The organism is Streptomyces sp. SID13726, assembly GCF_010548375.1.
Classification (GTDB): domain Bacteria; phylum Actinomycetota; class Actinomycetes; order Streptomycetales; family Streptomycetaceae; genus Streptomyces.
Genome location: NZ_JAAGLY010000011.1, coordinates 204,680 through 217,334, shown reverse-complemented (window position 1 = coordinate 217,334; position 12,655 = coordinate 204,680). Strand labels below are relative to the sequence as shown.

Genomic DNA, 12,655 nt, shown 5'->3' with positions numbered 1-12,655 from the left:
GCACACCGGCGGTGGTCCGGACGGCGGCGTGCGGGCTGGCACGACTATGGGCGGTCCCGGCGGCCCGCCGCCATCCTCCACGCGATCCGAATCCCGTATCCGGCTCATCCACGGGGTGGATGAGCCGGCCCCGTCGGGCTACCCACCGAGTTCCCTGGTGATCCGGTCCGGCATGAACGCCGAGGAATCCAGGGCCCGTTCCTCCCAGCCGAAGACGCACGCGGTGGCCACGCCGTCGAAGCCCTCCCCGGTGGCCCTCAGCTCTCCGCGGTGGACCTCCGTCCTTCCCGGTGGCCCTCAGCCCTCCCTGGTGGACCTCAGCCCTCGTACTCCCGCAGCTTGCGGTACAGCGTCGCCCGGCCGATCCCCAGGGCCGCCGCCGCGCTGGACTTGTTGCCTCCGTGGCGGTGCAGGGTCTCCAGGATGGTGGCGCGCTCGGCGTGTTCCATCGGACTGAGAGGCCGGACGGCGGGCCCCTCGCGCACGGCGTCCGGGAGTTCCGCGCGGCGGACCGGCCCGGAGATCCGCCGGTGCTCCGCCAACGCCTGTACGACATGGGCGAGTTCGGTGACGTTCCCGGGCCACGGGTGCTGTTCGAGGGCGCGCAGGGCGTCCAGGGACCAGGTCAGCGGCGGATTGCCCGGTGCCGGGCGCGGGGTGAGGGAGGCCAGCAACTCCCGGATGTCCTCGGCGCGTTCCCGCAGCGGCGGCAGAGCGACGGCTCGCGCTGCCAGTTTGTCGAGGAGCCGTTGCAGACACGGTCCCGGTGGGGTGCCGGGTGTGTGGGTGATCACCAGCCGGGCGTCCGGGTGCTCGTCGAGCAGGGAGTTGAGGGTGGCCACGGCGGGCTGCGTCAGGCGCTCGGCGTGCCGCAGGAGCAGCGGGCCTCCGACGGCCCAGCCGGCCAAGTCCCCCTCGGGAGAACCGTCCTCGGCCGCGTCGACGACCTGGACGGCGGCCGGGCCCAGCAACTCCCTCGCCAGGGAGGTCTTCCCGGTTCCACGTTCGCCGGTGAGCAGCAACGGCTCGGGGGCGCGGGCCAGTTCGGCGGCGCGCTCGACGGCGTACCGCCACGGGAGGGAGGAGCCGGACAGGGCGGGGAGCGGTCGCGGTCTGGGCCTGGGCGCGCTCTCGTCCCGCGGTTCCAGGACGGCCACGATCCCCATGACCGCGCCCTCCTGCCGCACCACGTCGATCCGGGCTGTGCACCCGGCCCCCTCGGGCAGTTCGACGGGCGCCGGCGCGTCCGTCTGCCGTGCCGCCACCGCCGTACGCTCAAGGGCCCGCAGCGCCTCCGGGGTCGCCAGCCGCTCCGCCGCCGCGCTGACCAGCCGGTTGCGGCCGTCCAGTGCCACCACCGCCCGGTCCTCGCCGCGCGCGGTGCGCAAGTAGGCGTCCAGGAGGACCTGTTCGGGGCGTCCGGCCCGGGCCAGCAGTTCCGCCTCCACCGCCATCGCGGCCGCCTCGGCGAGCCCCGCCTGCGGGTGCGGTGGGCATCCGCCGCACAGGTGGGAGGCGACGGTGAGGGTGCCGAGAGCGTGTCCGCGCTTGGGCGCGAGGACGGGGACGCTGACCGCCGACACGTCCTGCCAGACGTCGAGGAAGTGCTCGGGCCCGTGCACCTCGGCCCGGCACCGGTTGCGCAGGGCGAGGGCCGCGCTGTTGTGGCCGACCTCCTGCTCCGACAGGCCGGGGCACGGGGCGATGCCGGGCGCGCTCCCGGACGTCCACAGCACCCGCAGCCGCGCGTCGGTGAGGACGAGGACGGAACGGCCCGTGCCCAGGGCGGGGGCGATCCGTTCCAGCACCGGGCGGGCGGCGCCGAGCAGCGCCGAACCGACCGGCCGGGGCGGAGCCGCAGGCTTTTTGAGGTCGTGCGGCACACCGAAGAACCGAGCCCGCCGCCATGCCGCCAGGACTTCCTCCGGCACCCCGTCGGGCAGCGGACGCCCGGCCAGGAAGCGCTCACGCGCCACTCGCAGGGGTGGGAGCGCGTGGACCGCGGGGGAGTGCTCTGTGGTGGTCACGACGGGTCCACCGTAGCGGGTTCGGTTGAATGGACAACCAGTGCCCCCGGGGTGAGCGGTGCGTGGAGCGGACGTGCGGGGACCAGTCGTGCGGGGGCCAGCCGTGCGTGGCGGATCGCGCGCGGTGTCGGTCGAGACGTTCTCGAACGCGACGGCGACTGTACGGTGACCCCATGACCGCCCCCGACGCCGCCCCCGGAACCGCCGGAACCGCCGGAACCGCGGTCCCGCGTCTGACCGACCGCCCCGGCGACGCCTCGCCCTTCGCGCTCGGGCTGCTGCTGCGCCGGGCGCACTGGCGCGCGGCGGCGGTGATGGAGGAGGCGCTCAAGCCCCTCGGCGTCGAGCTGCGGCACTTCGCCGTGCTGATCGTGCTGGTCGACCGCGGGCCCACCGCGCAGCGCGACCTGGTCACGGCGACGGGCTCGGACAAGGCCGGGATCATGCGGGTCGTGGACGACCTGGAGCGCAAGGGCCTCGCCGTGCGCAGGCCCGTGCCGGGGGACCGGCGGGTGCGGGCGGTGGAGATCACGCCGGCGGGCGTGGAACTGTTCGACGCGGCGCATGTCGCGGCCGGGCCGCGGGCCGAGCGCCTGGTCGCCGGGCTGGCGCCCGGAGAGCCGGAGCGACTGGCGGATCTGCTGACCCGGTTCGCCCACCCCGAGGTCGACCAGGCGTAGCCCCGCCCGGGCGAGTCCGCCTCCCAGGCCGATTTGCGTTCTGCAATGGTATCGAGTGATACTTTCTCGAACGTAACCAAGAGGCCCGAGGAGGCAGAAGATCTTGGACGTCTACGAGGCGGTCACGAGCCGACGAGCGGTGCGCGGGTTCACCGACCGGCCCGTTCCGAGACAGACGCTGGAGCGTGTGCTCGCGGCCGCGGCCTGGGCGCCGTCCGGATCGAACATCCAGCCGTGGCACGCCTACGTGCTGACCGGAGCACCGCTCGCCGAGCTCAAGAAGCGGGCCGGTGAGCGGGTGGCCGCGCAGGACCCGTGGGACGAGCGGGAGTACGAGATGTACCCGCCCGTGCTGAAGTCCCCCTACGGAGAACGGCGTTCGGCCTTCGGCGCGCAGCGCTACGGCGCGCTGGGCATCGGCCGCGAGGACTGGGAGGCACGTCAGCGGGCCGCCGCCGCCAACTGGGACTGCTTCGGCGCGCCCGCCGCCCTGTTCTGCTATATCGACCGTGACATGGGCGCCGCCCAGTGGGCCGACGTCGGCATGTACCTCCAGACCGTCATGCTGCTGCTCCGTGCCGAGGGACTGCACAGCTGCCCGCAGATGGCGTGGTCGGTGTACCGCAGGACGGTCGCCGAGGTCCTGTCGCCCCCGGACGGCCTCGTTCTCTTCTGCGGCATGTCCATCGGGTTCGAGGACAGCGCGGTGGTCCACCCCCGCACGGGCCGGGCACCGCTGCCCGAGACCGTCACCTTTGTCGATGGTGATCAGGAGGGCGAACCACGACCATCCCCGGCGAAAGGCATGTCATGAGGTTCGCGGTCACCGGCGGCACCGGGCTGACCGGGTCCCAGGTCGTCACCGACCCGGCCGCCGGGATGTTCGCCGTGGCCAAGGGCGGCGTCGTCACCGACAAGGGCGCGCACCTCGCCCCCACCCGCTGCACCGACTGGCTGCCCTGACGCCCCCTCGCGCGGGTGTCTCGTAATGAGACACCCGTGGTCCGGCACACCGCACCATGATCATTACTGTCCGGTGTCCGTGTCACCCCGCCAGGAGCCTCCTCGTGCCCACCGTCGTCGAGACCGACGTCCTGATCGTTGGCAGCGGCCCGGCCGGAGCCTCGGCCGCGCTCGCCCTGAGCACCTACGGCGTGCCCAACCTCGTCGTCACCCGCTACGCGAGCCTCGCCGACACCCCCCGCGCGCACATCACCAACCAGCGCACGATGGAGGTTCTGCGCGACCTCGGCGTCGAACAGGACGTCATCGCGCGGGCCACGCCGCAGCACCTGATGGGCAACACGACCTTCTGCACCAGCCTGGCCGGTGAGGAACTCGGCCGCGTGCGCTCCTGGGGCAACGACCCCCTGGTCCAGGCCGCCCACGAACTCGCCAGCCCCACCCGCATGTGCGACATGCCCCAGCACCTCATGGAGCCGGTCCTCGTCGACGCGGCTGTCGCCCGCGGCACCAGCCTGCGCTTCGAGACCGAGTACCTCTCCCACACCCAGGGCGCCGACGGCGTGACGGCCACCGTCCGGGACCGGCTGCGCGGGGACACGTACGAGATCCGCGCGAAGTACCTGATCGGCGCCGACGGCGGCCGCTCGAAGGTCGCCGAGGACGCCGGGCTGCCGATGGGCGGCCAGATGGGCGTGGCCGGCAGCATCAACATCGTCTTCGAGGCGGATCTCAGCAAGTACACGGCCCACCGCCCGTCCACCCTCTACTGGGTCCTCGCCCCGGGCGCGACCGTCGGCGGCATCGGTGCGGGACTCGTACGCTGCGTGCGGCCGTGGAACGAGTGGCTGATCGTATGGGGCTACGACGTCGAGGCGGGCGCCCCCGACCTGACGACCGAGTACGCCGAGTCCGTCGTACGCCAGCTGGTCGGCGACGACGGGATCCCGGTGACCATCAAGTCGTCCTCGGCCTGGACCGTCAACGAGATGTACGCCGAGACCTACTCCGACGGCCGGGTCTTCTGCGCCGGCGACGCCACCCACCGGCACCCGCCGTCCAACGGGCTCGGCTCCAACACCTCGATCCAGGACTCCTACAACCTCGCCTGGAAGCTGAAACTCGTCCTCGACGGCACCGCCTCCCCGAAGCTCCTCGACACCTACACCGCCGAACGCGCCCCGATCGGCAAGCAGGTCGTCACCCGCGCCAACCAGTCCATCGGCGAGACCGCGCCCATCTTCGACGCCCTGGACGGACTCTCCCCGCAGACCCCCGAACAGCTCTGGGCCAACATCGCCGCCCGCAAGGACGCCACCGAGGCCGCCGAGAAGCAGCGGGCGAAGCTGCGCGAGGCCATCGCCTTCAAGGTGTACGAGTTCAACGCGCACGGCGTCGACCTCAACCAGCGCTACGTCTCGGACGCGGTCGTCCCGGACGGGTCAGGCGCGGAGACCTTCGCCCGCGACCCGGAACTCCACCACCAGCCCACCTCCCGCCCCGGCGCCCGCGTCCCGCACGCCTGGATCACCTCGGGCACCCGGACCCTGTCGACGCTGGACACCGTCGGCAAGGGCCGCTTCACCCTCCTCACCGGCATCGGCGGCGAGGACTGGATCCTGGCCGCCGATGCCCAGGACACCGAGATCGCCGTCGTGGTCGTCGGGCCCGGTCAGGAGTACGAGGACCCGTACGGCGACTGGGCGCGACTGAGCGAGATCTCCGACGCGGGCACCCTGCTCGTCCGGCCCGACGGGTTCGTCGCCTTCCGGCACGCGACCGCGGCCCCGGACGCCGAGGCGCTGCTGACGGACGCGCTGCGGCGAATCCTCGGTCACGCCCGATAACGCGCGACCATGGCAGAAGCGGAACGCCGTCGAGCACGAGGAGCCGGGATGACCACCGACGCGATCGGAACCAGCGTCACCGAGGAGGCCGTCGCCAGCCTCCACGCGACCGCCGATCCACGCCTGCGCGAGCTGCTCGCCGGACTCATCGGCCATCTGCACGACTTCGTGCGCGAGACCCGTCTCACCCAGGACGAGTGGGAGCGGGCCATCGCCTTCCTCACGGCCACCGGGCAGACCTGCACCGACACCCGGCAGGAGTTCATCCTCCTCTCGGACGTCCTCGGCCTCTCCATGCTGGTCGAGACGGTCAACGGCGACCGGGTGCAGGGCGCCACCGAGTCCACCGTGCTCGGCCCCTTCCACATGACCGAGTCGCCCGTGCGTGAACTCGGCGACGACATCGACCTGGTGGGCGGCACCGAGCCCTGTGTGGTCAGCGGCCGGGTCCGCTCCGCCGACGGCACCCCGCTGCCCGGCGCCGTCCTCGACGTCTGGCAGGCCGACGACCAGGGCTTCTACGACGTCCAGCAGCCCGACGCACAGCCCGCGGGCAACGGACGCGGACTGTTCACCGCCGACACCGAGGGCCGCTTCTGGTTCCGCACCTGCGTCCCGGCGCCCTACCCGATCCCCACCGACGGCCCGGTCGGCGACCTGCTCCGCGCGACCGGCCGGCATCCCTACCGGCCCGCGCACATCCACTTCATCGCCGGTGCCGAAGGGCACATCCCCGTCACCACGCACATCTTCGTCGCGGGCAGCGACTACCTCGACTCCGACGCCGTCTTCGCGGTCAAGAAGAGCTTGGTGCAGGACTTCGCGGCCACCGACGACCCGTCCCTGGCCGCCGAGTTCGGCGTCCCGAACCCGTTCCGGCACGCCCGCTTCGACCTGGTGCTGGAGCGCGACGCATGACGTTCCAGGGCGACTTCACCTACGAGAGCCGGCCCGGCCGGGTCGTCTTCCGGCCCGGCGCCGCCGTCACCGCGACGCCGGGCGAGGCCGAACACCTGGGCCTGCGACGGCTGTTGGTGGTCTGCGGCAGCCGGGGCGAGGCCGTCGCGCGGAAGGTCGCGGACGCGCTCGGCGACTCCTGCGCGGGACTGCACGCCGAGGCTCGTATGCATGTCCCCGCCGAGGACGCGGAGCGGGCGGTGGCGGTCGCCCACGCCGCCGTCGCCGACGGGATCGTCGCGGTCGGCGGCGGCTCCTCCGTCGGCCTCGGCAAGGCCATCGCCCTGCGCACCGGACTCCCGCTGATCGCCGTGCCGTCGACCTACTCGGGCTCCGAGATGACCCCCGTGTGGGGCCTGACCGAGAACGGCGTCAAGCGCACCGGCCGCGACCCGAAGGTCCAGCCCCGCAGTGTCGTCTACGACCCCGAGCTGACCCTCTCCCTGCCCGTCCCGCTCACCGTGACCAGCGGCGTCAACGCCCTGGCCCACGCGGTCGAGGCGCTGTACGCCCCGGACACCTCACCGCTGATCGCGCTGATGGCCGAGGAGGGCGTACGCGCGATGGCGCAGGCGCTGCCCCTGCTGGCCGCGGAACCCGCGGACCTCGACGCGCGCGGCCGGGCCCTGTACGGCGCGTGGCTGTGCGGGGCGTGCCTCGGGGCGACCACCATGGGCCTGCACCACAAGCTGTGCCACGTCCTTGGCGGCACCTTCGGACTGCCGCACGCCGAGACCCACACCGTCGTGCTGCCCCACGCCCTCGCGTACAACGCCCCCGCCGTTCCCGGCGCGTTGAGCGCACTGAGCCGGGCACTCGATGCCGACGACCCGTCACAAGCCCTGTGGGGCCTGGCCGGACGCCTGGGCGCCCCGCGCTCGCTCGCCGAACTCGGTCTGAAGGAGACCGACTTGGCGGAGGCGGCCGAACAGGTGGCGGGACAGCCGTACGCCAACCCGCGTCCCGTGACCGCGGACGGGGTACGGGCGGTGCTCCAGGCGGCCTACGAAGGACGCCGGCCGTGAGTACCGCAGCACCACAGCAAGTCCCCTAGGAAAGGTGAACATCATGGCCCTCGCACTCCTCAGGCGCCGGCGGTCCAAGGCTGCCCATGCCGGGGCTGCGGGCCTCTCCGTCCCCCTCCCGCCCGGCGCGGGCGCCGTGGCCCGCGAGATAGTCGACCCGATGGGCTCGCCGCTGGCGGGCGCGGACGTCACCGTCACCGCGCTGGACACGCACCGGGTCGCGGCCCGCGGGACGGTCGATCCCTACGGTTTCTTCCTCGCCGTACTGCCTCCGGGCCGCTACAGCCTGCTGGCCGCGGCCGAAGGGCTCCAGCCGCACCGCGAGACGGTCGAGGTCGTCCCGGACGCGGTGGCGCCCGCCGAGCGGGTCTGGCTCCAGCCGGCCGCCGCGCTCCAACTGCCCACGCCCGGCGTCTGGTTGTTCGATCCGCCGCACACCGCGATCCGGTTCATCGCCAAGCACGTCGGCATGGCCCATGTGCACGGCCGCTTCGAGCGCTTCGAGGGCGGCATCCAGGTCGCGCAGGACATGTCCCAGACCCGGGTCCAGGTCCGCATCGACGCGTCCAGCATCACGACCGGCAACTCCACCCGCGACAACCATCTGCGCTCCGGTGACTTCCTCGACGTCGAGCGGTTCCCGCACATCGACTTCGTCAGCACCCGCTTCGCCTACCGGGGCGGCAGCAAGTGGACCCTCCAGGGCTCCCTGACCATGCACGGCGTCAGCCGCTCGGTCGCCCTGGACACCACCTACCTGGGCACGGTGAACGGCGGCTACGGCGAGGAACTGCGCTGTGCGGCCCTGGCGACGGCCGAGCTGCACCGCGAGGACTACACGCTGAACTGGCGCTCCATGCTGGCCCGGGGCATCGCGGTCGTGGGTCCCACGGTCCAGCTGGAGCTCGACGTGCAGGCGATGTACCGGACGCACGACACGCCGACCCCGCCCGAGTAGGGGCGCGCGGGCGGCCCGTTGTCAGTCCCGGTCGGTACCTTCGGCGCATGAGAGCCAACGGAACTTTCAGCGTCAAGGCGTTCGTCCCGACCGAGCTGAAGCCCGAGCCCGCCGTGGCCACCGGGCTGCCCGTCGGTGTCGCGACGATGGAGAAGCACTTCGAGGGCGAGGTCGCCGGCCGTGCGGCGACCTTGTTCACGGCCGCGTACGACCAGGAGAGCGGCGTCGGACCTATGTGGCCATGGAGTCCTTCGAGGGCTCGCTGCACGACCGGTCCGGCGCCTTCAACTTCGTGCACTCGGCGACCACCACCGGCAGCGACCGCACCGCCGAGTTCTTCACCGTGGTCCCCTCCAGCGGCACCGGCGACCTGGCCGGAATCACCGGCACCGGCGGTCTCGGAGTGGACACCGACGGCACCCATCGGATCTGGTTCGACTACGAACTGGGCGGAGGTGTCTGACAACTTCACGAAAATCACACAGAACCCGCCTGACACTTGAGGTTTCAAGCGTTACGCTCGCCGTCATCCGAGTGCTCGGGGGAGCGGCTCGTCCGTCATGGCGCTCCCTCCCCCCACGGTTTCAGGAGACTCGGCGTGAGTGACGGCGACGTAGTGGTGATCGGCGGCGGCTATGCGGGCGTCCGGCTGGCGAAGCGGCTGGACCCGACGGCCCGGGTGACCCTGGTGGACCGCAAGGAGGTCTTCTTCCACCGCATCTCCTCCCTCCGGGCGGGCGTGCGCAGGGAGTGGACCGTCACCCCCTTCATCCCCTACGACCGGCTGCTGCGCCACGGCCGGGTCGTCGTCGGCAAGGTGGTCACCGTGGACACCGCCGAGCGCCGGGTGGTGCTGGCCGACGGGACCGGACTGCCGTACGACGTGGTGGTGATAGCGACCGGGGCCGACTACCCGGCACCGGCCCGCTTCGCCGGCACCACCACCGAGGAGGCGGTGAAGTCCTTCAACGAGCACCAGACGAAGATCGCCTCCGCCGACCATGTCCTGGTCGTCGGCGGCGGTCCCTCCGGGGTCGAGCTCAGTGCCGAGATCCGGCTGGCCCGGCCCGAGGCCCGGGTCACGCTCGCGCACTCCGGCTCCAAGCTGCTGAGCAACACGGGCAGCGAACGGGCCGGACGCAAGGCGCTCGCCTGGCTGGAGGCCCATGACGTGGAGGTACGGCTCGACTCCTTCATGTCCCCGGGCAACGACTTCGGCACCTACCGCGACGCCCACGGCGGGCTCATCGCCGCCGACCTCTCCTTCTGGGCCACCGGCACCACCCCCAACACGCTCTGGCTGCGCCTGGCCGGACACGGCGACTGGCTGAACCCGTCCGGGCACGTGAAGGTCGACCGCGCGCTGCGGGCCGAGGGCCACCTGGACGTCTTCGCGGTGGGCGACGTCAACGACGCCACCGAGCACAAGATCACCCCGGCCGCGCTCGCCCAGGCGGACCTCGCGGCCTGGAACATCCGCGCCCATCTGAACAGTTCGGGCCGGCACCGGAAGGAGCCGCGCTTCTACCGGCCCGTCCACCGCACCCCGCTGATCGTGCCCTTCGGCCCGGCCGACGGGGTGACCATGCTGCCGGTGCCGGGCGGCGAGACCGCGGTGCTCGGCGGGCGCACCACGACCCTGGCCAAGGCGAAGACGCTCATGACGCCCTACATGAGGCGCCAGCTCGGCTACACCGCGGCCTGACCGGAGCCGACGGCCGGGCGCCCGGCCAGGGCACTCGGGTGTGCCGGGCCGGGCGCCCGGCCGTCGGCTCCAGGCGTGCGGAACGTGTGCCGTGGCCCTCGGTGTCCAGCGCCTGTGCCGTGGCCCTCAGGCGTGCAGCACGTGCTGGGTGGGCCGGACCAGGCCGGACTCGTAGGCGAAGACCACCGCCTGGACCCGGCCGCGCGCGCCGATCTTGGTGAGTATGTTGCTGACATGGGACTTGACCGTGGTCGGCGCGATGGACAGCCGGTCGGCGATCTCGGCGTTGGAGTCACCGGTGGCGACCGCGCTGAGCACATCGCGCTCGCGCCCGGTGAGGGTGTCGAGGCGGTTGCCCGGCCCGGGGACGGTTGTGCCGCGCTCGCTGCGGACGGCGTCGATGAGCGCCCGGGTCAGCCCCGGCGAGACGACGACGTCACCGGCGGCCACGACCCGGATCGCCGCGACGAGTTCGTCGGGGGTGGCGTCCTCGGGGAGGTGCCCGGCGGCTCCGGCGCGCAGGGCACCGTAGGGGTAGCCGTCGGAGTCGGTGGTCAGGAGCAGGACGTGCGGGGTGGGCGGTCCGTCGGGGGTGTGGGTGATGCGGCGGACGGTCTCGGCGGTGTCGGTGCCGGTCGTGCGGGTGTCGAGCAGCACGACGTCCGGCCGGAGCGCGGCGCTGAGGCGGACCGCCTCCGCCCCGCCGACCGCCTCGCCGACGACGGTCAGGTCGGGCCGGGACGACAGGAGCATACGGAGGCCGACGCGCTGAAGCGCCTGGTCGGTGGCGATGAGGACGGTGGTCATGGGGGCGTGCTCCATCCTCGCCCAGCGGGCAATATGCTGAACGAAACGGTTTCGTTCTCGTGGGGGTCAGCGTAACTCCGGGGCAATCGAAACGTGAGCGTTTCGATTGTGGGGTGGGTCACATTCCGCTTCGGTTTCGACTCGTAGGGAGTCGTCGTCGCGGGTGAGGAGGGGGAGCGGCCGGTCGGGGGCGTGCGCAGGGTGGCGTCCAGCGACCGCCAGTCGGAGGCTCGACCCGGGGTCTCGGACCCTGGGTGTCCTGTAGGGCGGCGATCCCGAAGCCGGTCAGGACGACCCGGCGGGCGGGGCCGAGCAGGACGTTGCCTGGCTCGACGTCCCGGTGCGGCACCCCGGCCTCGTGGACCCGGCGCAGTGCCTGGGCCGGTGCGAGAGTGACCCTGGCCGTCTCGCTCACGCCCGGCGGGCGCTGCTCGGCGATGGTCCGCTCCCGCGAGGGCGACCCCGGGACGGTCGATGCACGCACCGACCCTCGCCTCGCGCAGCGCACGCTCCCGGCGGGTGCGCGCGTCGGCGTCCGTGCCCGGTCCCTCTGGATGCAACTCCTCGACGGCGACCGGCCGTTCAGGCACCTCGCCACGGGCTCGCCACACTCGTCCCGTCCCGTCCCGTCCCGTCCCGCCCCGTACCGTCCTGGCCGACGCTCTCCGCCAAGCGGTAGTGACCCCCGATCCGCATATGGGCTCACCGCCCGCCCACACCCATGACGGCACACCGCTGCCGTGTGCGTCGAAGATGGGCAACCCGGGCCCGACCGGCGGCGACCTAGGAGTGAAATCCCGCCCCCACGAAGGGAGTTCACTTCATGCGCACTCGCATCGTGCGTCTCATGACCGTCCTCGCCGCCCTGCTCGCGGTGTGTGCCGCGCCCGCCGTCACGGCGACCCCGGCGCAGGCCGCGGACAACTGGAACCCGCCCGCCGGGCTCGTACAGCCCCTGGGCGAGGTCTGGAACCACGTCGAGTCGACCTATCCCAACCTGTACGGCTTCCGCAACTACGGCTGGGACCAGGTCGTCGCCAACAAGGGAAGCGTCAACTACTGCGTCCGCTGGGAGTCCGACGCCCCGGTCAGCGCCGCCCTCCGGGACCAGGTGCACGCGGCCGTGAAGAAGCAGTTCGGCAAATGGATGTCGGCCATGCTCGACAACGGCACCGGCACCAACGCCTGGCCCTACACCACCGTGCCCGTCAACATCGTCGGCTGGGCGGTCAAGAACCGCTCCACCCTCCAGTGGACCGACAACTCGGTCGACATCTACGCCGGGAACCTCGACTCCGGCGGCGCCCCGCAGTGCGCCCCCGACTGCGGCCGCTTCTTCCACCAGGACGGCAACTACTCCAAGTGCCCCGGCGGAGCGGCCCGCCACTACGACCAGTCGCTCTGGCTGACCAAGGGCTTCCAGGGCGGCGCGGGCGGTGACTGGGGCCAGCGCGTCGGCCAGGAGTACTTCACCGGGGCCCTCGCCCAGGAGAACATCCACATCTATCTCCACGAGGTCGGGCACACCTTCGGCCTCGACGACTTCTACGACTGGACCCCGACCGGCCAGTGCTGCTTCCTGATGAAGGCGGGCAGCGCGACCCAGATCACCGAGTTCGACAAGTGGATGCTGCGCGACTTCTGGCGCCACCTCAAGAACCGCTACGGCTACTGATCGATCACGCA

General features: G+C 72.3%; 10 protein-coding genes and 3 pseudogenes. 10 read left to right on the top strand and 3 right to left on the bottom strand.

Features of this window, described 5'->3' with window-relative positions:
- Positions 1-138 precede the first annotated feature (138 nt).
- Positions 139-240 (bottom strand): annotated as a pseudogene (locus G3I78_RS27880) (sugar phosphate isomerase/epimerase); the annotation flags it as partial.
- A gap of 77 nt (positions 241-317) precedes the next feature.
- Positions 318-2,027, bottom strand: coding sequence for a helix-turn-helix domain-containing protein (locus G3I78_RS27875; protein WP_164429358.1), 1,710 nt, complete (start codon positions 2,025-2,027; stop codon positions 318-320).
- A gap of 173 nt (positions 2,028-2,200) precedes the next feature.
- On the opposite strand from G3I78_RS27875, the gene G3I78_RS27870 reads away from it, so the two are divergent.
- The 9 genes and pseudogenes from G3I78_RS27870 to G3I78_RS27830 all read left to right on the top strand — a co-directional run bounded on the left by G3I78_RS27870 (position 2,201) and on the right by G3I78_RS27830 (position 10,162).
- The gene (locus tag G3I78_RS27870) at positions 2,201-2,707 is read left to right on the top strand and encodes a MarR family transcriptional regulator (protein WP_164429356.1); all 507 of its coding nucleotides are present in this window, start codon (positions 2,201-2,203) and stop codon (positions 2,705-2,707) included.
- Positions 2,708-2,810: 103 nt separating this feature from the next.
- Positions 2,811-3,521: a nitroreductase gene (locus tag G3I78_RS27865; protein WP_164429354.1), complete on the top strand. Its 711-nt coding sequence runs from the start codon at positions 2,811-2,813 to the stop codon at positions 3,519-3,521.
- Between the two features lie 41 nt (positions 3,522-3,562).
- Positions 3,563-3,670: pseudogene (locus G3I78_RS27860) on the top strand (LysR family transcriptional regulator); the annotation flags it as partial.
- 56 nt (positions 3,671-3,726) lie between these two features.
- On the top strand, positions 3,727-5,517 hold the full coding sequence (locus G3I78_RS27855) for an FAD-dependent monooxygenase (RefSeq protein WP_164429352.1): 1,791 nt from the start codon (positions 3,727-3,729) through the stop codon (positions 5,515-5,517).
- 48 nt (positions 5,518-5,565) lie between these two features.
- Positions 5,566-6,435, top strand: coding sequence for an intradiol ring-cleavage dioxygenase (locus G3I78_RS27850; protein WP_164429350.1), 870 nt, complete (start codon positions 5,566-5,568; stop codon positions 6,433-6,435).
- Positions 6,432-7,499: a maleylacetate reductase gene (locus G3I78_RS27845; protein ID WP_164429348.1), complete on the top strand. Its 1,068-nt coding sequence runs from the start codon at positions 6,432-6,434 to the stop codon at positions 7,497-7,499. The genes G3I78_RS27850 and G3I78_RS27845 overlap by 4 nt, the downstream gene beginning before the upstream one ends.
- A 43-nt stretch (positions 7,500-7,542) precedes the next feature.
- Positions 7,543-8,457 (top strand): YceI family protein, encoded by a 915-nt coding sequence (locus tag G3I78_RS27840; protein WP_164429346.1) that lies wholly within the window; start codon positions 7,543-7,545, stop codon positions 8,455-8,457.
- A gap of 47 nt (positions 8,458-8,504) precedes the next feature.
- Positions 8,505-8,920, top strand: a pseudogene (locus G3I78_RS27835) (DUF3224 domain-containing protein).
- Between the two features lie 135 nt (positions 8,921-9,055).
- On the top strand, positions 9,056-10,162 hold the full coding sequence (locus G3I78_RS27830; protein WP_164429344.1) for an FAD-dependent oxidoreductase: 1,107 nt from the start codon (positions 9,056-9,058) through the stop codon (positions 10,160-10,162).
- Between the two features lie 126 nt (positions 10,163-10,288).
- On the opposite strand, the gene G3I78_RS27825 is transcribed toward G3I78_RS27830, so the two are convergent.
- Positions 10,289-10,969, bottom strand: coding sequence for a response regulator transcription factor (locus tag G3I78_RS27825; protein WP_164429342.1), 681 nt, complete (start codon positions 10,967-10,969; stop codon positions 10,289-10,291).
- Positions 10,970-11,792: 823 nt separating this feature from the next.
- Here G3I78_RS27825 and G3I78_RS27820 point away from each other — a divergent pair.
- A complete protein-coding gene (locus tag G3I78_RS27820; protein ID WP_203615592.1) occupies positions 11,793-12,644 on the top strand; it encodes a hypothetical protein in 852 nt (283 codons plus the stop codon).
- Positions 12,645-12,655: the final 11 nt, after the last annotated feature.